The sequence below is a fragment of the Agromyces sp. NPDC058126 genome (assembly GCF_042884595.1).
Taxonomy (GTDB): domain Bacteria; phylum Actinomycetota; class Actinomycetes; order Actinomycetales; family Microbacteriaceae; genus Agromyces.
In genome coordinates this window covers 354,960-372,868 of record NZ_JBHVTS010000005.1, presented here as the reverse complement: position 1 = coordinate 372,868, position 17,909 = coordinate 354,960, and the positions used below count along the sequence as shown (strand labels likewise).

The window sequence follows — 17,909 nt, the reverse complement described above, 5'->3', positions numbered from 1 at the left end:
TCAGAGCAGGCCGGCTTCCGTCATGAGCTCGATCACCTTCGGGCCGTTGAGCGACGAGGGGTCGATCACGGGGGCGTCGAGGGTGTCGAGCGGGGGCAGCTCCGCCTTCGCGGGCACCTCCGAGGCGACGGGGTACTCGAAGCTGTAGCCCTCGCCGAGGATCCGCTGGCCCTGCTCGCCCGCGATGAAGGCGAGGAACTGCTGCGCCTCGTCGGGGTGCTTCGCGTTCTCCAGCACGCCGCCGCCCGAGACGCTGACGAAGGCGCCCGGGTCCTGGTTGCCGAAGTAGTGCAGCTTCGTGTTGCCGCTGTCTTCAGCCGCGGCATCCTGATCGCGGTACCAGTAGTAGTGGTAGATGATGCCGACCGGAACCTCGCCGGCGTTGACCGCCTTCATGGTGACGATGTTGTTGCGGTACTCGACCGCGTTCTCGGCCATGCCCTCGAGCCAGGCGCGCGCGCCGTCTTCGCCCTGCGTCTCGAGCACCGCGGAGACGATGGCCTGGAAGTCGGCCTTCGCCGGGGCGGCGCCCCAGCGATCCTTCCACTCGGGCTTCTGGAGATCCATGAGCGAGGCGGGGAGCTCGGCCTCGCTGATCAGCTCGGGGTTGTAGACGAGCACCGTCGAGCGGGCGGCGATGCCCGTCCACGCACCGGATGCCGGGCGGTACTGCTCGGGCACGAGCGCGAGGGTCGACTCGTCGACGGGGGCGAACAGGCCGGCCTCCTCGACGAGCGACATCGCCGGCGAGTTCTCGGTGAGGAAGACGTCGGCCTTCGAGGCCGCCCCCTCCTGCACGAGCTGGTTGCCGAGCTCGCTGTCGTCGCCGTTGCGGAGCACGACCTCGATGCCGGTCTCCTCGGTGAACGCGTCGGCCCACTCCTGGGTGAGCTCCTCGTGCTGCGCGTTGTAGACGACGAGGGCGTCCTCGTCGACCGCGGCGTCGCCCGCGCCTCCGGCGGCGCAGCCGCTGAGCAGCAGGGTGAGGGCGACGGCGGGCACGACGGCGCGGCGCAGGGGTGAACGCATGGGGAGGAGGACCTTTCAGGCCGAGGCAAGCAGGTAAGGCTATCCTAAAGCACCCAACGGCTCGCTCCGATCGGCGATCGGATGCCTCGTGCTCGCCCTCGCCCGCTCGCTCCGGCGCCCCGCTCGTCCCCAGCGGCGCTCGGCGCTCGCCCGCTCGCGACCCCTGCGCTCACCCGGCGCGGTCGGCGCGGTAGCGCTCGACCGCGTGCAGCCCCGAGGAGATCGCCGCGAAGAGCACGGCGGCGATCGGCCAGATGATCCACGAGCGGCCCCAGTCGCCGCCGATGAAGCTCCACCCGAGGAACACGACCACCACGAGCGGCCAGTAGAAGGCCGAGATCACGCCGACGATGCCGCGTCGGTCGTCGGATGCCGCGGCGACGCCCTCGGCCTGCGTGAGGGTCTCGGCGACCGAGGCGGCCCAGTTGCTCGGAAGGAAGACGAGCAGCCCGGTCGCGACGATGGCGAGCATCGCGGCGACCGCGACACCGATCCAGGACTTCGTCACCTCGGGCGGAGCGAGCAGGCTCATGGCGAGCACCGGGGTGACGGCGAGGATCCAGAGGGCGATCGAGACCTGCAGGGCGGTGGTGCGCCGCGGGGACGCCTCGGGCGCGAGCTGCCGCGCCCAGCGGTCGACGGACGCCGTCCGGGTGAACTCCCCCGCAGTCAACCGCGCGAACGGTTCGAGCAGCTGGCCGCGTCGCACCATCATCATGACGGCGACGGTCACCATCACGAGCAGGACTCCCAGGCCGATCAGCACGCCGACCTGCTGGTCGAGGGCGATCGCGCCGCCGCCGGTGAGCGTCGCCAGCGCGATGAGCACGGCCGGGGAGAGGACGAACATGGCCACGGCGAGCGCGACGCGCGGCTCGCTGCGACGGCGCGCCTCGGCGTACCCCTCGGCTTCCTCCTGCGTGACGGGCGCGGGCGCCGCCGCCCGACTCGCCGACGGCGACGCCGCTCCGTCCGCGGCACCGAACGCTCCGGCTGCGGGCGCGATCTCGGCGCTGATGCCGAGCTGCGGCGCGAGCTCGTCGAGGTTGCCGAACTCGGTGATGACCCGGCCGACGGCCTCGTTCTCGGAGAGGCCCTCTGCGAGGTACCCGTGGTAGGCGTCCTCCATCATCGTGTGCAGCTCTGCCTTCGCCTCGAGCATCTTCGAGGTCGGCGGGTAGGCGCCGAACATCGTCTCGAGGTAGGCGGTGATGACGTTCATGCTTCGACTCCTTCGATGAACCGGTCGACGACCGATTTCGTGTCGCGCCACTCGGCGACCTTCAGCTCGAGGTGGGCGAGCCCGTCGTCGGTGATGCGGTAGTAGGTGCGTGGTTTGCCCGACTCGGATGCCCCGGCGTACGAAGTGACGAGCCCCGACCCCTCGAGGCGCTTGACCGCCGAGTACAGGGTGGTCTGCTTGATCGTGTACTCGGCACCGGTCACGGCGTGGATCTGCTGTGCGAGCTCGTAGGCGTACGACGGCCGCTGCCGCAGGAGCGAGAGCACCATGAGGTCGACGTACCCGCGGATCGCGTCGGCACTGATCATCGTGGCCCTCCATTCCACTCGTCGACTGATGCACCACCGAACGTACTACGCGTGCCGTAGTACGTCAAGCATTCATCGATCCGGAGTCAGGAGTCCGCGGTCGTCTCGAACGTTCGACGAGGGAGGTCGCGGCGACGGAGCCAGGGCTGCAGCCACGAGGCCGCGTTGGCGACGAGCGCCACGACGCCCATGACGAAGATCACCGGGGCAGGCCCCCACTGCTCGGCGAGCACCCCCGCCAGTACGCCGGCGATGGGCATGCCCGCGAAGTTCACGAGCTGGGCGCTCGTGCTCTGGCGCGCGAGCATGTGCTCGGGCACGTACGACTGCACCCAGGTGCGCCGCAGCACGTTCGCGGCGACGATGCCCGCGACGGCCACGGCGTTCGCCGAGACCACGATCCAGAGCACCGGACCCGGCTGTGCGAAGGCGAGCAGCGGCAGCATGAGCCCCGCGACCGTCAGGGTGATGCTGACGCCGCGCGCGTCGCCGAGTAGACGACCGAGCGCGGGCGCGGCGAGCGCGCCCACGATGCCGCCGATCGAGGAGACGGCGAAGACGAGGCCGATCGCAGCCGAGTCGAGACGCAGCTCGCGACTCAGCCACAGCACGAGGACCGCCTGCTGCCCGATCAGGCCGAAGTTCGCGACCGCGCCCTGCAGGGCGAAGAACCGCAGCCGCCGGTCGCCGAACACGAGCCGGAGGCCCGATCGCACCGACGCCCAGAGCGGCTCCCGTCGCGGAGCCGACGCCGCGGGGTGCGGCCGCATCACCACGAGACAGACGAGCGAGATCGCGAGCCCGAGCGCCTCGCCGAGCATGCCCTTCACCGGGCCGACGAGCTGGCCGACGAGGCCGCCGAGCCCCGGCCCCACCGTGTTGGCGGCGTTCTCGGTGCCGAACAGCAGGCTGTTGGCGACCGGCCGGTCGCGCTCGGGAACGATGCGCACGAGCAGTTTCGTGTACGCGGACCGGAACGCGATCGTGCCGGTGCCGACCACGAGCGCGACGACGACGAGCTGCCAGAGGCTCAGCACGCCGACGACCGCCGCGACGGGCACCGAGACGTACGCCAGCATCGAGACCGCGTTCGCGCCGATCATCACGGCGCGCGGCGATCGGCCGTCGACCCACGCGCCGAGCGGCAGCCCGACGACGAGCCACGGCAGCCAGGTGGCCGCCGCGATGACGCCCATCCAGGTCGCCGAGGCGTCGAGGAGGTCGACGGCGACGAGCGGCAGGAGCACGCTGGTCATCCCGGCGCCGGTGACCGAAGCCGCCTCCCCCGCCCAGAGCCGCAGGAAGTCGCGGTTGCGTCGGAGACCGCCGCTGCCGTCTCCACCCCGAGCCGGCACCGCCGACGCGGGCGGGATCGCCCCCGTGGCATCCGCCCTCGACCCTGCCTCGGCGCGGCGCGCCTGCTCGACGCTCACGGCCGGTTCGGGAACGCGCGCGCCCACAGGAGCACCGCCTCCCGCCCCTCGTGCTCGCGCCCCGAGTACGAGCGGACCAGCGCCACGATCGCCTCGTCGAGCTCGGCGAGTTCGTCGGGGCTGAGCCAGAGCCGCGACTGGTGCGCGAAGGCGACCTCGGACCACTCAGGACGCGCGTCGCGCTCGGCGAGCCACTCCCGGGCCCGGTCGTGCTGCTCCTGGAGCATCTGCGACTCGAGCGAGTCGGCGATCGTGCGCGCCGCCGGGTCGGCGAGGCCCGACGACGACCAGCGGATGCCCCGCTGCGCGCGCTGCCACCAGTGCTCGCGGGCGTCGCGGGCGAGTTCGGGTGCCTCGACGACGAGCCCCGCCCTCGCGAGGATGCCGAGGTGGTGGCTCACGCTGCCGATCGCGACGCCCGCGCGCTCGGCGAGCATCGACACGGTCGCCGGGCCGTCGACGGCGAGCAGGTCGTAGAGGCGGTTGCGCAGCGGGTGCGTGAACGCCTTCAGCACATCGGCGTCGACGATGTCGCGGATGCCGTCGGGTTCTGGTGTCGTCTCCATGGTCCCCACGATAGATGCACAAGGAACTTTGTACAAGTACTCTTGTGCATATCCACCCCCGCCCGACCCTGCGACTTCGACGGGAGCGGTCAGGCGGATCGGACCCGAGCCCCTCCCGGACTCCAGGTCTCGGCCGGGTCCACCGCCTGCGCGAGTCGCCCGGCGATGATGCCGAGCTGACGCACCTGCTGCGGGGTGAGCGCATCGAACACGAGCCGCTCGACGAGCGCGTGATGCGCCGGCGTCGACCGGATGAGCAGGTCGTGCCCCTCGTCGGTCAGCACGGCCAGGGTGACCCGCCCATCGCTCGGGTCGACCTGGCGACGGACCAACCCCTTCCGCTCGAGCCGTGAGATCGCGCGCGACAGGCGCGAGAGCGTGCTGCTCGCGTATCCGGCGAGCGTGCTCATCCTGAGCGTGCGGTCGCCTGCGCTGTCGAGCGCGAACAGCAACCCGTGCTCGAAATGCGTGAGGCCGCTGTCGCGCTGCAGCTGGGCGTCGAGCGCCGCGGGAAGCCGCTCGAGGAGCGTGGCGAGGGAGGCCCACACCTCGAGGTGGGCTTCGCTCAGGCCTGACGATTCGGTCGACGACGGCATGATCCGAGGCTACGGCACCCGCGGACCCCGGAGGCACCGACAACTCAGAAACTTGCTCAGGAAAGTGAATTGCTCCTAGGATTACTTTCCCAAGCAAGTGAATTGCGGCGCCCGGGCGCTGCAGGAAGGAGAGATGCAGATGGATCTGCGACTCCAGGGCAGGACGGCGTTCATCAGCGGATCGACGCAGGGCATCGGCTTCGCGATCGCGCACGCGCTCGCCGCCGAGGGCGTTCGGGTCATCCTGAACGGGCGCACGGCCGACCGTGTCGACGCGGCCGTGGCTCAGCTGCGCGCCGCGCATCCCGAGGCCGACCACACCGGGCTGGCGGCCGACTTCTCCGCGCCGGCGGAGGTCGACCGCCTCGTCGACGACCTCGGCGAGGTCGACATCCTCGTCAACAACGTCGGCCTCTTCGGGCTCGCCGAGTTCGAGTCGGTCTCCGACGACGAGTGGCGTCGCTACTTCGAGGTCAACGTGATGAGCGGAGTACGCCTGTCGCGCCGCCTCCTGCCCCGCATGCTGGAACGGGGATGGGGGCGCGTCCTCTTCATCGGCAGCGATTCCGGCGTGAACATCCCGGCCGACATGGTGCATTACGGCGTCACCAAGGCGGCGATGATCGCCCTCGGCAACGGGCTCGCGAAACGTACGCGCGGTACTGCCGTCACGGTCAACACCGTGCTCGGCGGCCCCACCTACTCCGACGGCGTCGCCGCGACCGTCGCCTCGATCGCCGACGCGCAGTCCGCTCCCGTCGACGCCGTCAAGGCCGCGATCATCGGGCAGAACAGCACGACGCTGCTCGAACGATTCCTCGATCCTTCGGAGATCGCCGGCCTCGTCACCTACCTCGCCAGCCCCCTCGCCTCGGCGACCAACGGCGCAGCGATCCGAGCCGACGGCGGCGTGCTCACCGCGACGCTGTAGCCGCCTCCGTCGCGGGCGACGCGCCCGTCGCGCGCGTGGCGAATCCGTCACGCGCGCGACGCGTCGCTCAGGCGGCCCCGGATGCTGCGACCGACTCGGTCGCGACGACACCGGCGTCGGCGCCCGCCGCCGCCATGTGCCGGGCGGCGATGAGGCCGAACACGCAGGCCGGCCCGATCGTCGAGCCCGGACCCGGGTAGGTGTGGCCCATCACCGCGGCCGAGTTGTTGCCGGCGGAGTAGAGCCCCTCGATCACCGAGCCGTCGGCGCGGAGTGCCCGCGCGTGTTCGTCGGTGACGACGCCGCCCTTCGTGCCGAGGTCGCCGATGACGACCTCGTAGGCGGTGAACGGGCCGCGCTCGATCGGGGCGAGGTTGTTGTTCGGGAGGATGGTCGGATCGCCGTAGTAGCGGTCGTACGCCGAGTCGCCGCGCTGGAAGTCCTGGTCGCGCCCGGTGCGGGCGAATCCGTTGAACTTCTCGATCTCGGCGGCGAACGCCTCGCGGTCGACGCCGATCTTCGCGGCGAGCTCGTCGAGGGTCGGCGCGGTCACCTTGATGCCCTGCGCCGCCATCGCCTTGTTGGCCTTCGGGTCGGCGGCGAAGGTGAGGAAGTACCGCTTCACGTACCGGCCGTCGAGGATCATCCAGTAGGGACCGGTCGCGCCGTCGTGCTCGAGCATGTGATGCCCGAGGTCGACGTACGACTCCGACTCGTTCGCGAACCGGCGCCCCTCCTTGTCGACCAGCAGCGAGTGCGGCATCGAGCGCTCGCCGACGATGAACGAGCTGAGGCCGCCCTCGACCGGGCGAACGGTGGCGCCCCACCAGGCGTCCTCCATGTACTCGAGGTCGGCCCCGACCGCGGCGGCCATGTCGATGCCGCCGCCGAGCGCACCCGGCGAGCCGGCCGGGTTGCCCTCGACGCCCTGCAGCGCCTTGCGTCGCTCGCGATCCCGGTCGAATCCACCGGCGGCGAGCATGACGCCCTTGCGGGCGCGCACCGTGACGAGTTCGCCGTCGCGCTCGACCTCGACGCCGACGACGCGATCGCCCTCGACGACGAGTCGCCGGGCGGGCGAGTCGAGCCAGAGCGGCACTCCGCCGTCGAGCACGACGGTCTTCGCGAACGAGGTCGCGAGCGCGGCGCCCATGCCGACGAGGATGCGGCCGGTGACGAGTCCGCCCAGCGTGCGGAAGACGAGGCGGACGCCCTGCCAGAAGCCCGACCACGTCGACCATGCGCGGCCGAGCAGGTACATGTCGCTGTTGAGCATCGGGAACGGGAGCAGCGCCCGGGACTTCTTGCGCCACGCACCGATCCGCTTGCTGTCGACCGGGGCGAGCTCGATGGAGCGGCCGATCTTGCCGCCCGGGAGCTCGGGATAGTAGTCGGGGTACTTGTCGGCTCGGATCCACCGGAACCCGAAGCGTTCGGTGGTCAGGACGAAGTCGGCGACGCCGTCGACGAACGCCTCCTTGCGCGCCCGGTTCGACGACCGGCCGGGCTCGCTGACCGTCTCCTCGAGGTAACGGAGCGCCTCTTCACGCGAGTCGCGCGCGCCGTCGCGCTGCATCAGCGGATTGTTCGGCAGCCAGAGTCCACCGCCGGACATCGCGGTATTGCCGCCGAATCGCTCGGTGCTCTCGACCATCAGCACGGTGAGCCCCTCGTCGATCGCTCCGAGGGCGGTGGCGAAGGCGGCGGCCCCGGATCCGACGACGACCACGTCGACCTCGTCGCTCGGGTGTTCGGATCGGGTGGTTCGGGTGTCGGTCATGAATCCTCCTTGATCGATGACGCATTCATATTACGTAACGGAGCGTTTTGTGAATAGTGCCGCTACGGTGTGACCATGACCGAGCGACGACGCGGGGCCGTCCGAAGTGAGAAGGCGCGAGTGGCGATCCTGCAGGCGACCGCGGCGCAGCTCGCCGAACGCGGGTGGGACCAGCTCACGATCGAGGGGATCGCAGCCGACGCCGGCGTCGGCAAGCCGACGATCTACCGGTGGTGGCCGTCGAAGAGCGCGCTCATCGCCGACGCCCTGCTCGAGGGCGCCATCGTGCTGCCCACTCCCCTGCCGGCCGACACCGGTGACCTCCGCGCCGACCTCGTCGCCTGGCTCGAGCCGACCCTCGGGCTCACCGAGAATCCCGAAGCCACCGCCCTGACCCGCTACCTCGTCGCCGCGGCCGCCGAGGATGCCGTCGTCGGCCATCGCCTCGACGAGGCCAATCCCGCCACGCGCCTCCTCGCCGAGCGGTTGGCGGTCGCGCAGGAACGCGGCGAGCTCGCCCCGACGGCCTCGATCGAGCTCATCATCGATGCGCTCATCGGCGCGTTCATCCTGCGGGCGCTCCGCCGCGCGGAGTATCAGCCAGGTCAGGCGGCGGCGCTCGTCGACGCGGTGCTGTTCGAGCAACTGGGCACGGCCGCCGCGCGCGGCTGAGGCAACGGGCTGACTCGCCACTGACCGCCAGAAACACGAAAACCCCCGGCGAACCGGGGGTTTCTCACTGCTGGGGTACCTGGACTCGAACCAAGAACAACTGAACCAGAATCAGCCGTGTTGCCAATTACACCATACCCCAATGGCCGAGAACCGGAGTTCCGCGCCGAGAGTCAACTGTAGCCTACCGAGTCGCACCCGCCAAACTGAGCGGGTCTCAGCGGCTCGAGGGGGTCTCGAACCGGCCGAGACGACGGATGCCCCGGGGCGAACCCCGGGGCATCCGTCTCGTGCAGCGATGCTGCGGCAGACCGCGGAGATCAGCCGATGAGCGCGGCGAGCCGGTCGACGCGCGCGAGCGAGTCGACCTTGCCGAGGATCTGCATCGACTCGAACAGCGGCGGCGAGACGCGACGGCCCGAGACGGCCGTGCGCACGGGGCCGAAGGCCACACGGGGCTTGAGGCCGAGGCCGTCGATGAGTGCGGCGCGCAGCGCCTCCTCGATCTCGGCGATCGTCCACGCCTCGGCGGGCAGCGCGTCGAGGGCGTTGCGCGCGGCGGCGAGCACGGCGGGCGCGTCGGCCGGCAGTGCGCCGACGGCGGCCTCGTCGAACTCGAGCGAGTCGGCGTCGGTGAAGAGGAAGCCGAGCATTCCGGGCGCCTCGCCGAGCAGGTTGATGCGCTCCTGCACGAGCGGGGCGGCCTCGGCGAGGATCGCCTCCTCGCCAGGGGTGATCGGCGTCGAGACGGCACCCGCGGCCTGCAGGTACGGCACGGTGCGCGCGGCGAAGTCGGCGACGTCGAGCTGGCGGATGTGGTCGCCGTTGATCGCCTCGGCCTTCTTCAGGTCGAAGCGGGCGGGGTTCGGGTTGACGTTCTCGACGTCGAAGGCGGCGACGAGCTCGTCGCGGCTGAACACGTCGCGGTCGGCCGAGAAGCCCCAGCCGAGGAGCGCGAGGTAGTTCAGCAGCCCCTCGGGGATGAAGCCGCGGTCGCGGTGGTGGAACAGGTTCGACTCGGGGTCGCGCTTCGAGAGCTTCTTGTTGCCCTCGCCCATGACGTAGGGCAGGTGGCCGAATCGCGGCACGAAGGTGGTCACGCCGATGTCGATGAGCGCGTGGTACAGCGCGATCTGGCGCGGCGTCGACGAGAGCAGGTCTTCACCTCGAAGCACGTGCGTGATGCCCATGAGCGCGTCGTCGACGGGGTTCACGAGCGTGTACAGCGGCGCGCCGTTCGGGCGCACCACGACGAAGTCGATCGTGTTGCCGACGGGGAAGTTGATCTCGCCGCGCACGAGGTCGTCGAAGCCGAGGTCGACCTCGGGCACGCGCAGGCGCAGCGCGGGCTCGCGGCCCTCGGCGCGGAACGCGGCCTTCTGCTCGTCGGTCAGGTCGCGGTCGAAATTGTCGTAGCCGAGCTGCTTCGGGCGACCGTTGGCCTCGTTGCGAGCGTCGATCTCCTCGGCGGTCGAGTAGCTCTCGTACACGTGGCCCGAGGCCTTCAGCTTCTCGATGACCTCGGCGTAGATGCCGGCGCGCTGCGACTGCCGGTACGGCTCGTGCGGGCCGCCCGCGCCGACGCCCTCGTCCCAGTCGAGGCCGAGCCAGGTGAGCGCGTCGAGGATCATCTCGTAGCTCTCTTCACTGTCGCGCGCGGCGTCGGTGTCTTCGATGCGGAACACGAAGGTGCCGCCGGTGTGGCGTGCATAGGCCCAGTTGAACAGGGCGGTGCGCACGAGGCCGACGTGCGGCGTGCCGGTCGGTGAGGGGCAGAAGCGCACACGGACATCGCTGCCGGTGGCCTGGGTGAAGGGGTGAGCTGACTCGGACATCGCCTCAATGCTACCGAGCGGTGCGCGCGGCCCGCTCGCCGGCGAGGCCATCGAGCGCGGCGAGGGTGGCCGCGACGGCGGGCACCCGCCCGGCGCCCTGCGCGGTCACGAGGTGCAGGGAGCGCACGTCGGCGCGCGCGGTCGGCCGGGCGACCACGTCGGGATGCCGCGGCGACGCCGCGAGCGCGAGCGCCGGCAGCAGCGCCACGCCGAGCCCCTGCGCGACCATGCCCTCGACGGCGACGAAGTTGTCGGTCTCGAAGGCGATGCGCGGCGTGAATCCCGCGGCATCCGCGAGCTCGAGCAGGTGCCCGCGGCAGCGCGGGCAGCCGGCGATCCAGGGTTCGTCGCCGAGAGCGGCGAGTTCGATGCGGTCGGATGCCGCGGCCGGGTGCCCCGCAGGCAGCACGAGCTGCATCGGCTCCTCGCCGTAGCCGCGCACGTCGAGGCCGCGTGCGCTCGCGCGGTGCGGGTCGTCGCGGTCGCCCGGATAGCTGAAGGTGATCGCGACGTCGGCGCGGTCGGCGCGCACGGCGGCGACCGCCTCGGGCGGCTCGGCCTCGACGTAGGTGACGGTGACGCCCGGATGCTCCGCCGCGAGCGCGGCGATGAGCCGGGGCACGAGCGTCGCCGACGCCGACGGGAACGCGACGAGGCGCACCCGCCCGGCGCGGAGCCCCCGGAGCTCGGCGAGCTCGCCGGCGGCCGCCTCGAGGGCGGTCGCGACGTCGTTGGCATGGCGGGCGAGCACGCGCCCCGATTCGGTGAGGCGGATGCCTCGGCCGACGCGCTCGACGAGGGCGATGCCCGTGCGCTCCTCGAAGCGGCGGAGCTGCTGGCTCACCGCGGGCTGGCTGTAGCCGAGCGAGGTGGCGGCGGCGGTGAGCGAGCCGTGCTCGGCGATGCGGCGCACGACCCGCACCGTCTGCAGGTCGAGGGCGGCCGCGAGGGCGTCGATCGAGGCATCCGACATGCCAGCATCATAAGCGTTGGTTATGCATGTCATCGAACACTGGTTCTTGTCGAATGATTCGAACTGTTCGACGCTGGAGTCATGCACCACCTCCGAGACCGTTTCGCCGCAGGCCGCGGCTACCTCGCCGCCTGCACCCTGGGCCTGCCGGCCGACGTCACCCGCGACGCCGTGCGCCGCGACCTCGAGCGCTGGTCGCTCGGCGCGGCCACCGCCGCCGACTACTCGGCCGCCCTCGAGCGCGCCCGCGGGCACGCCGCGAGCCTCCTCGGCACCTCCCCCGAGCGCATCGCGACCGGTTCTCAGGTCTCGGTGTTCGCGGGGCTCGCCGCCGCCGCCGCTCCGGCCGGCGCCGAGATCCTGTGCGTCGACGGCGACTTCTCGTCGGTCGTCGCCCCGTTCCTCGCGCGCGGCGACCTCGACGTGCGGCACGTGCCGCTCGACGCCCTCGCCGACGCCGTCACCCCGTCGACCTGGCTCGTCTCGTACTCGCTCGTGCAGTCGGCGACCGGCGAGATCGCCGACGAGGCATCCGTCGCCGCCGCCGCCCGCGACGCCGGTGCACTGACGCTCGTCGACACGACGCAGGCGACCGGCTGGATGCCGACCGACCACGTCACCGGCGATCTCGTCGTCTGCCACGCCTACAAGTGGCTCGGCGCCCCCCGCGGTGCGGCCTTCGCAGCGATCTCCGACCGGGCGGTCGAGTCGTTCACCCCGCACACCGCGGGCTGGTACTCGGGCACCGACCCGTGGGCGTCGTGCTACGGGCCCGAACTGCACCTCGCCGACGGCGCGCGCCGCTTCGAGGTCTCCCCCGCGTGGCACGCATGGGCCGGCGCCGACGCCGCACTCGGCTTCGCCGCCTCACTCGACATGGCCGCCGTGCAGCGGCACGACGTGGGGCTCGCCAACGCGTTCCGCGAGCGGATCGGGCTCGCCGCCTCCGACTCGGCGATCGTCACCTGGCCCGACGAGACCGGCTGCGACCTCGCGGCGCTGACGACCGCCGGGCTCGTCGCGTCGGGTCGCGCCGGCCGGGCACGCGTCGCGTTCCACCTCTGGAACGACGACGAGGATGTCTCGCGCGCCGCCGACGCCGTGATGGGCAGCGCCGCGCACCTCAGCCTGCGGCGCTGAGCTCGGGCTGCCGGGCGCAGTTAGCCGACGCTCGGGCTCAGCCGTCGGCGCCGGGCCCGTCGATCGTGCCCTCCTCCTCGAGCCGCTCACGCGTCGTGATCGTCTCGTACGCCGAGCCGGTACCGCCAGCGAGGCGGCGGCGGATCGAGGCGGCGATGCGCTCGCCCTGCACCTTCGCGCGGTCGGCGACCTCACCCCTGAACCCGTCGTCGACGGTCTGCCGCCAGAGCACGAGCCAGCGGTCGAAGTGGGCCTCGGTGAGCGGATGCTTCGCGTCGAGCGCGACGTGCAGCGCGAGCGTGTTGCGGTGGTAGGTGCCGGCGTCGAAGAGCACCGACTCCCAGAAGTCGCACATGATCGGCAGGTGGTGGGCGAGGTCCATCTTCGCGACGTCGGTGAAGATCGGCCCGATGAGCGGGTCGGCGAACGCCCGCAGGTAGAACGCCTCGATGAGTGCGACGAGGTCGTCGCGGTCGCGGAGGTCGTGGTGCCCGTCGCCCGGCGCAGGCTCGATCGTCAGGGGGTCGCCGGAGCTGCCGGTGACCTCCGCCCCGTGCCCCGCGCCCTGCTCGCCCATGACGCCTTGCTAGCTCGCCGAGCGCACCGGGTTCGAGAGCACGCCGAGACCCGAGATCGTGACCTCGACGGTGTCGCCGTCGACGATGGGGCCGACGCCCGCCGGCGTGCCGGTGAGGATGACGTCGCCCGGCAGCAGCGTGAACACGCTCGAGGCGTGCGCGATGATCGCGGGCACCGAGTGCACGAGGTCGGCGAGCCGCCCCTCCTGCTTGCGCACGCCGTTGACACTCGTCTCGATGGTGCCGTTCTCGAAGTCGACGTCGATCGAGATGACCGGCCCGAGCGGGCAGAACGAGTCGAAGCCCTTCGCGCGGGCCCACTGGCCGTCGCGCTGCTGCAGGTCGCGGGCGGTCACGTCGTTGGCGATCGTGTAGCCGAAGATCACCTGCTCGGCATCGGCCTCGCTCACGTTCTTCGCGATGCGGCCGATCACGACCGCGAGCTCGCCCTCGTGCTCGACCTGCTCGCTCTGCGGCGGCAGCACGATCGCGTCGTCGGGGCCGATCACCGAGGTGTTCGGCTTCAGGAACAGCAGCGGCTCGGTCGGGGCGGTGCCGCCCATCTCGGCGGCGTGGTCGTGGTAGTTCTTGCCGACCGCGACGACCTTCGACCGCGGGATCACCGGCGCGAGGAGCTTCGCGTCGGCGAGCGCGACCCGCTCGCCGGTCGGCTCGTAGCCCGCGAACATCGGGTCGGCCTTCAGCACGACGAGCTCGTGCTCCTCCTCGTCGATGATGCCGAACGAGATGGTCTCACCATGGCTGAACCGCGCGATCTTCATGAGATCAAGCCTATCGGCGGGTGGTGTGCGAGGGCTGGACGGCAGGCCCTCGTCGCACACCATGGTGGGCGCGCCGCCAGCACCCCTCACGCGGCGTCGCGGAGTTCGAACCGCGCTCGCCCTCCGAGTCGAGGTCGCTGCCCGGGGTCGACATGCGGCGGTGGAATGAACCAGATCTCGTGCCGACTCGCGAAGATGCGCCAGCCGTCTCGATGCACCTGGTGATGGCAGTGGGTGCAGAGCAGCACCCCGTTGTCGAGATCGGTCGGGCCGGTGTCGCGCTCCCACCACCTGATGTGATGGGCGTCGACGTAGCCGATGTTGCGACCGCAGCTCGCGCACCCGCCGTCGCGCTCGGCGAGGGCGAGGCGTTGCGCCCGGGTGAACAGGCGCTTTGCTCTGCCGACATCGAGCGGTTCGCTGCGCCCACCGAGCACCATCGGAATGAGCTCGGCATCGGCCGCCATCCGCCGAAGCATCGCTGCCGACATCACTCGATCGAACCCATCGATCGAGCCGAGCCTGCGCGATGTGGTCGAGCGTGCGGCAGCGCCGTGCACGACACGGTCGGCGCGTGCGTCGACCGCTCCTCCGATCGCGGCATCGACGTGCTCGGACGGCAACGGCGCGTCGAGCGCATCGGCATGCAGGCGAACGACGACCGTCGTCTTCGACACCGTCGGCATCTCAGCGCAACCGAGCGCATGCCTGGCGAGATCGGCCAGCGCGTCGGCCTGCAACTGCGGGATGGAGCGCCGGTCGTCGATGACCGGACCATCGCCGTCGGTGCCGTCGCCTGGAGTCGCCCGACGCCGCCGCTGCAGCACTTCGGAGACCAGGTGCTCGACCGCAGCCTTGATCGGTGCCGCGGCCGTGACGTCGAACCGCCCGTGCAGCCGCACCATGCCCGACGCCTCCTCGGTGATCGTGAGCGAGCGCTGCTCGCGCAGCGCCTCGTCACGCGGAGCGACGCCATCTGGATCGAGCCGCGCCTCAGCGTGCGTCAGCGCGCGCTGGAACAACGAGTGCGGCACCGACGTCGCAAAGGCGGCGAGCTCGACCTCGTAGGCGGCGGCACGCGTGGCGCTCGTGCGAGGAGCCACTCGGTCGAGCATGGTGCAGATCGCATCGGCCGCCTCGAGGCCGATCGCCCCGCTCGCGAGGACACCTGCCACAGCCGGCCGCCGCGGCGGCATCGGCTCCCCTGTGAACGACGCGCGCGGTCGACTCGCGGCTCCGACCCTCACGAGCATCGCGGCCTGCCGTGCGGTCGCTCCGACCGTCGAGGCGACGAGCTGGATCGCGTTGCGCTGCCCGTGCCGCTTCGCGAGCCCCTCGGCACCGAACGCGGCGTCGCTGCGCAGGTCGACCTCGGCGGCGAGCGCCGCGAGCACCGCATCGAGTTGACGACGCAGCCCGCCCGCGACCTCGACCACACGGACGAGACCGGCATCGCTCATCGCGACGACGTCGTCGAGCCCCCGCTCGGCACCGGCCTCGACCACTGCGCCGAACGCGGGCGCAGCCCCCGCCCACTCGGCGCGCAGCGCGTCGAGATGACTCTCGAGGGCGGCGAGCGGGTTCGTCATGCTTCGATCCTGCCGCCACCCACCGACATTCGAGCTCGAGCAGAATCTAGATCTGATCAGGTATTCAGATGTGGATAACTCGACCTGGACGCCCCTTGTGGAGAAGGAGTCGAGCCGTCAGCGGCCCGCGGCGAGGCATCCTCGATCAACCGCCCACTGAGGCTCGCCTCATCGTCGACCGACCACCCCATCGATACCGTTGTCGAGGCCGGTCGCGCGCGCACACCTACCGCTTCTGCAGCTCATGGAGCCGGGTGCGGGGCCCGCCCCACCCTCAACGCGTTGAGGTTCTCGGTGATCCTGTCGGTCTTCGAGTATGAAGGGCGGAACAGTCCGAACCTCGCCATCGGGCAAACACGGATGATTCGTTCGTCGTGGAGAGCGATGACGATCAGCGGATCATCGGTCGCTCCGCTCGAGTCGACGCGGATACTCCGGATCTCGTCGGGAGCGAGCTCGAACATCGCATCGGATCGGTCATGAATCGAGAATCCCGACTCCCCCGCGACGACGACGACCATTTCCTGCGGCTCGAGGCCGGACCACATCATTCCGATGAAGCCCATTCCGTTCTCCTGGCCTGCCAGCAGCTCCCTGAGGCGAGCCCGCGCCCAAGATGTTCCGAAGAACGCAAGTGCGAACCAGGCGAACGCCACCGCCACGAGGACGAAGGTGGTGACGCCGATCCAGACCGGATTGCCCAGCAGACCGGACGCCAACTCCGCAGCCGGCACGACCACACCCGCCACCAGGATGTACCACCCGACAGCGAGCCGTTGGCGGGGTCTTCCGGTCATGCGTCAAGTCTCCCGAGTCGACGAGGCGTTGACAACGACCAATGGTTCAGCGCCCCGCCGGCGAGGCATCCTCGATCAGCCGCTTGCCGAGGCTCACCGCATCGTCGACCGCGTATCCGAGGCGCTCGTAGAACGCGATCACCTCGGTGTTCGAGGTGCGCACCTGCAGGTTGAGCTTGGGGCATCCCCGCTCGACGAGGAGGCGCTCGGCCTCGGCCATGAGCCGGCGGCCGAGTCCGGTGCCGCGCGCGGGGTCGGCGACGGCGAGGTAGTTCACCCAGCCGCGATGGCCCTCGTACCCGACCATCGCCGTGCCGACGAGGGTCGCGTCACTCGCGACGGCAACGAGGAACAACTCGGGCTGCACCGTCATCTTCCGCGAGATGTCGAGGTACGGGTTGTTCCACGGCTTCACGAGGCCCGCGGCACGCCACAGCGCGACGACGGCCTCGGTGTCGTCGACGACGAACGGCCGGATCGAGGTCGATCCGGCCGTCGCGTCGTCGTGGAGCGTTTCGCTCACGCGTCGAGGCGCAGCAGCCAGCCGTGGCGGTCTTCGACTCGCCCGTACTGGATGCCCGTGAGCTCCTCGCGGAGCGAGAGCGCCAGCTCGGCGGCCGCGTCGCCCTCGTGCACGATCTCGAAGTCCTCGGCGAGGATGCGGCCGATGGGCGTGATGACCGCAGCGGTGCCGCAGGCGAAGGCGCCCACGATGTCGCCGGATGCCGCGCCCTCGCGCCACTCGTCGATCGTCACCTTGCGGCTCTCGACCGCGTGGCCGCGGTCCTTCGCGAGCTGCAGCACCGAGTCGCGCGTGATGCCCTCGAGGATCGAGTCGGACTCGGGGGTCACGAGCGTGCCGTCCTTGTAGACGAGCACCACGTTCATGCCGCCGAGCTCCTCGAGGTACTTGCCCTCGTCGAGGAAGAGCACCTGCTGGCAACCGTGCTCGGCCGCCTCGGCCTGGGGCAGCAGGCTCGACGCGTAGTTGCCGCCGGTCTTCGCCGCACCGGTGCCGCCCTTGCCGGCACGCGCGTAGTTCGTCGACAGCCAGATCGACACGGGCTGCACGCCGCCGTGGAAGTAGGCGCCCGCGGGGCTCGCGATCACGTAGAACGCGACCTTCTTCGCCGGGCGCACGCCGAGGAACGCCTCCTTCGCGAACATGAACGGCCGCAGGTACAGGCTCGTCTCGGGCGCCGACGGCACCCAGTCGGCGTCGACCGCGATGAGCTTCTTCAGCGACTCGATGAAGATGTCGCTCGGCAGCTCGGGCAGCGCGAGGCGCTTCGCCGAGCGCTGCATGCGGGCGGCGTTCTGCTCGGGGCGGAAGGTCCAGATCGAGCCGTCGGCGTGCCGGTACGCCTTCATGCCTTCGAAGATCTCCTGCGCGTAGTGCAGCACGGCGGCGGCCGGGTCGAGCTGGATCGGGCCGTAGGGCGTGACGCGGGGGCGGTGCCATCCACCCTTCTCCGACCAGCACACGTCGACCATGTGGTCGGTGAAGTGATTGCCGAAGCCGGGGTCGGCGAGGATCGCCTCGCGCTCCTCGGGCGACTTGGCGTTCTCGTTGCGGACCGTCTGCCAGATGAGTCCGGCGGCGGAGGGGGCCTGGAGCGGGAGGTTGATCGTCATGAGATGTCCTTCGATGCGCTTG

The 17,909-nt window shown here is 70.9% G+C and carries 18 protein-coding genes and 1 tRNA gene; 3 read left to right on the top strand and 16 right to left on the bottom strand.

What is annotated here, in order from left to right; genetic code table 11:
* From ACFVTR_RS16675 to ACFVTR_RS16650, 6 genes are all read right to left on the bottom strand, one after another.
* Entirely contained in the window at positions 1 to 1,029 is a 1,029-nt protein-coding gene (locus ACFVTR_RS16675) for an iron ABC transporter substrate-binding protein (protein ID WP_387039111.1), read from the bottom strand.
* Between the two features lie 169 nt (positions 1,030 to 1,198).
* Positions 1,199 to 2,251 (bottom strand): permease prefix domain 1-containing protein, encoded by a 1,053-nt coding sequence (locus ACFVTR_RS16670; RefSeq protein WP_387039108.1) that lies wholly within the window; start codon positions 2,249 to 2,251, stop codon positions 1,199 to 1,201.
* The gene (locus ACFVTR_RS16665) at positions 2,248 to 2,580 is read right to left on the bottom strand and encodes a PadR family transcriptional regulator (protein WP_387039105.1); all 333 of its coding nucleotides are present in this window, start codon (positions 2,578 to 2,580) and stop codon (positions 2,248 to 2,250) included. The genes ACFVTR_RS16670 and ACFVTR_RS16665 overlap by 4 nt, the downstream gene beginning before the upstream one ends.
* A gap of 86 nt (positions 2,581 to 2,666) precedes the next feature.
* Complete coding sequence (locus ACFVTR_RS16660) at positions 2,667 to 4,040, bottom strand: MFS transporter (RefSeq protein WP_387039102.1); 1,374 nt, start codon at positions 4,038 to 4,040, stop codon at positions 2,667 to 2,669.
* Positions 4,010 to 4,579 (bottom strand): ArsR/SmtB family transcription factor, encoded by a 570-nt coding sequence (locus ACFVTR_RS16655; RefSeq protein ID WP_387039101.1) that lies wholly within the window; start codon positions 4,577 to 4,579, stop codon positions 4,010 to 4,012. Before ACFVTR_RS16655 ends, ACFVTR_RS16660 begins: the two co-directional genes overlap by 31 nt.
* Before the next feature lie 89 nt (positions 4,580 to 4,668).
* Positions 4,669 to 5,175: a MarR family winged helix-turn-helix transcriptional regulator gene (locus ACFVTR_RS16650; protein ID WP_387039100.1), complete on the bottom strand. Its 507-nt coding sequence runs from the start codon at positions 5,173 to 5,175 to the stop codon at positions 4,669 to 4,671.
* 139 nt (positions 5,176 to 5,314) lie between these two features.
* Here ACFVTR_RS16650 and ACFVTR_RS16645 point away from each other — a divergent pair, with 139 nt between their 5' ends.
* A complete protein-coding gene (locus tag ACFVTR_RS16645; RefSeq protein ID WP_387039098.1) occupies positions 5,315 to 6,106 on the top strand; it encodes an SDR family NAD(P)-dependent oxidoreductase in 792 nt (263 codons plus the stop codon).
* Between the two features lie 67 nt (positions 6,107 to 6,173).
* On the opposite strand, the gene ACFVTR_RS16640 is transcribed toward ACFVTR_RS16645, so the two are convergent.
* Positions 6,174 to 7,886 (bottom strand): FAD-binding protein, encoded by a 1,713-nt coding sequence (locus ACFVTR_RS16640; RefSeq protein WP_387039096.1) that lies wholly within the window; start codon positions 7,884 to 7,886, stop codon positions 6,174 to 6,176.
* 75 nt (positions 7,887 to 7,961) lie between these two features.
* Here ACFVTR_RS16640 and ACFVTR_RS16635 point away from each other — a divergent pair, with 75 nt between their 5' ends.
* A complete protein-coding gene (locus ACFVTR_RS16635) occupies positions 7,962 to 8,558 on the top strand; it encodes a TetR/AcrR family transcriptional regulator (protein ID WP_387039094.1) in 597 nt (198 codons plus the stop codon).
* 70 nt (positions 8,559 to 8,628) lie between these two features.
* On the opposite strand, the gene ACFVTR_RS16630 is transcribed toward ACFVTR_RS16635, so the two are convergent.
* From ACFVTR_RS16630 to ACFVTR_RS16620, 3 genes are all read right to left on the bottom strand, one after another.
* Positions 8,629 to 8,700 (bottom strand) — tRNA-Gln (locus ACFVTR_RS16630).
* A gap of 178 nt (positions 8,701 to 8,878) precedes the next feature.
* Positions 8,879 to 10,393 carry a glutamate--tRNA ligase gene (gene gltX, locus ACFVTR_RS16625; RefSeq protein ID WP_387039092.1) on the bottom strand — a complete coding sequence of 505 codons (1,515 nt, stop codon included), beginning with the start codon at positions 10,391 to 10,393 and terminating at the stop codon, positions 8,879 to 8,881.
* A 10-nt stretch (positions 10,394 to 10,403) separates the two neighbouring features.
* On the bottom strand, positions 10,404 to 11,366 hold the full coding sequence (locus tag ACFVTR_RS16620) for a LysR family transcriptional regulator (RefSeq protein ID WP_387039091.1): 963 nt from the start codon (positions 11,364 to 11,366) through the stop codon (positions 10,404 to 10,406).
* Between the two features lie 81 nt (positions 11,367 to 11,447).
* Here ACFVTR_RS16620 and ACFVTR_RS16615 point away from each other — a divergent pair, with 81 nt between their 5' ends.
* Positions 11,448 to 12,506, top strand: coding sequence for an aminotransferase class V-fold PLP-dependent enzyme (locus ACFVTR_RS16615; protein ID WP_387039089.1), 1,059 nt, complete (start codon positions 11,448 to 11,450; stop codon positions 12,504 to 12,506).
* Positions 12,507 to 12,543: 37 nt separating this feature from the next.
* Here the strand turns inward: ACFVTR_RS16615 and ACFVTR_RS16610 are convergent, their stop codons facing one another.
* From ACFVTR_RS16610 to ACFVTR_RS16585, 6 genes are all read right to left on the bottom strand, one after another.
* Positions 12,544 to 13,083 (bottom strand): group III truncated hemoglobin, encoded by a 540-nt coding sequence (locus ACFVTR_RS16610; RefSeq protein WP_387039088.1) that lies wholly within the window; start codon positions 13,081 to 13,083, stop codon positions 12,544 to 12,546.
* A gap of 9 nt (positions 13,084 to 13,092) precedes the next feature.
* Positions 13,093 to 13,866, bottom strand: a complete 774-nt coding sequence (locus ACFVTR_RS16605; protein ID WP_387039086.1) for a fumarylacetoacetate hydrolase family protein — start codon at positions 13,864 to 13,866, stop codon at positions 13,093 to 13,095.
* Between the two features lie 86 nt (positions 13,867 to 13,952).
* Complete coding sequence (locus tag ACFVTR_RS16600) at positions 13,953 to 15,455, bottom strand: DUF222 domain-containing protein (RefSeq protein ID WP_387039084.1); 1,503 nt, start codon at positions 15,453 to 15,455, stop codon at positions 13,953 to 13,955.
* A gap of 242 nt (positions 15,456 to 15,697) precedes the next feature.
* Positions 15,698 to 16,252: a hypothetical protein gene (locus ACFVTR_RS16595; RefSeq protein ID WP_387039082.1), complete on the bottom strand. Its 555-nt coding sequence runs from the start codon at positions 16,250 to 16,252 to the stop codon at positions 15,698 to 15,700.
* A 46-nt stretch (positions 16,253 to 16,298) separates the two neighbouring features.
* Positions 16,299 to 16,775, bottom strand: a complete 477-nt coding sequence (locus ACFVTR_RS16590; RefSeq protein WP_387039081.1) for a GNAT family acetyltransferase — start codon at positions 16,773 to 16,775, stop codon at positions 16,299 to 16,301.
* The gene (locus ACFVTR_RS16585; RefSeq protein WP_387039080.1) at positions 16,772 to 17,887 is read right to left on the bottom strand and encodes a branched-chain amino acid aminotransferase; all 1,116 of its coding nucleotides are present in this window, start codon (positions 17,885 to 17,887) and stop codon (positions 16,772 to 16,774) included. Before ACFVTR_RS16585 ends, ACFVTR_RS16590 begins: the two co-directional genes overlap by 4 nt.
* Positions 17,888 to 17,909: the final 22 nt, after the last annotated feature.

Coding starts and splice junctions, on each gene's coding strand:
- ACFVTR_RS16675 (WP_387039111.1), bottom strand. CDS start 1,029: ATGCGTTCACCCCTGCGCCGCGCCGTCGTGCCCGCCGTCGCCCTCACC.
- ACFVTR_RS16600 (WP_387039084.1), bottom strand. CDS start 15,455: ATGACGAACCCGCTCGCCGCCCTCGAGAGTCATCTCGACGCGCTGCGC.
- ACFVTR_RS16615 (WP_387039089.1), top strand. CDS start 11,448: ATGCACCACCTCCGAGACCGTTTCGCCGCAGGCCGCGGCTACCTCGCC.
- gltX (WP_387039092.1), bottom strand. CDS start 10,393: ATGTCCGAGTCAGCTCACCCCTTCACCCAGGCCACCGGCAGCGATGTC.
- ACFVTR_RS16605 (WP_387039086.1), bottom strand. CDS start 13,866: ATGAAGATCGCGCGGTTCAGCCATGGTGAGACCATCTCGTTCGGCATC.
- ACFVTR_RS16665 (WP_387039105.1), bottom strand. CDS start 2,580: ATGATCAGTGCCGACGCGATCCGCGGGTACGTCGACCTCATGGTGCTC.
- ACFVTR_RS16650 (WP_387039100.1), bottom strand. CDS start 5,175: ATGCCGTCGTCGACCGAATCGTCAGGCCTGAGCGAAGCCCACCTCGAG.
- ACFVTR_RS16610 (WP_387039088.1), bottom strand. CDS start 13,083: ATGGGCGAGCAGGGCGCGGGGCACGGGGCGGAGGTCACCGGCAGCTCC.
- ACFVTR_RS16585 (WP_387039080.1), bottom strand. CDS start 17,887: ATGACGATCAACCTCCCGCTCCAGGCCCCCTCCGCCGCCGGACTCATC.
- ACFVTR_RS16670 (WP_387039108.1), bottom strand. CDS start 2,251: ATGAACGTCATCACCGCCTACCTCGAGACGATGTTCGGCGCCTACCCG.
- ACFVTR_RS16645 (WP_387039098.1), top strand. CDS start 5,315: ATGGATCTGCGACTCCAGGGCAGGACGGCGTTCATCAGCGGATCGACG.
- ACFVTR_RS16620 (WP_387039091.1), bottom strand. CDS start 11,366: ATGTCGGATGCCTCGATCGACGCCCTCGCGGCCGCCCTCGACCTGCAG.
- ACFVTR_RS16635 (WP_387039094.1), top strand. CDS start 7,962: ATGACCGAGCGACGACGCGGGGCCGTCCGAAGTGAGAAGGCGCGAGTG.
- ACFVTR_RS16595 (WP_387039082.1), bottom strand. CDS start 16,252: ATGACCGGAAGACCCCGCCAACGGCTCGCTGTCGGGTGGTACATCCTG.
- ACFVTR_RS16640 (WP_387039096.1), bottom strand. CDS start 7,886: ATGACCGACACCCGAACCACCCGATCCGAACACCCGAGCGACGAGGTC.
- ACFVTR_RS16655 (WP_387039101.1), bottom strand. CDS start 4,579: ATGGAGACGACACCAGAACCCGACGGCATCCGCGACATCGTCGACGCC.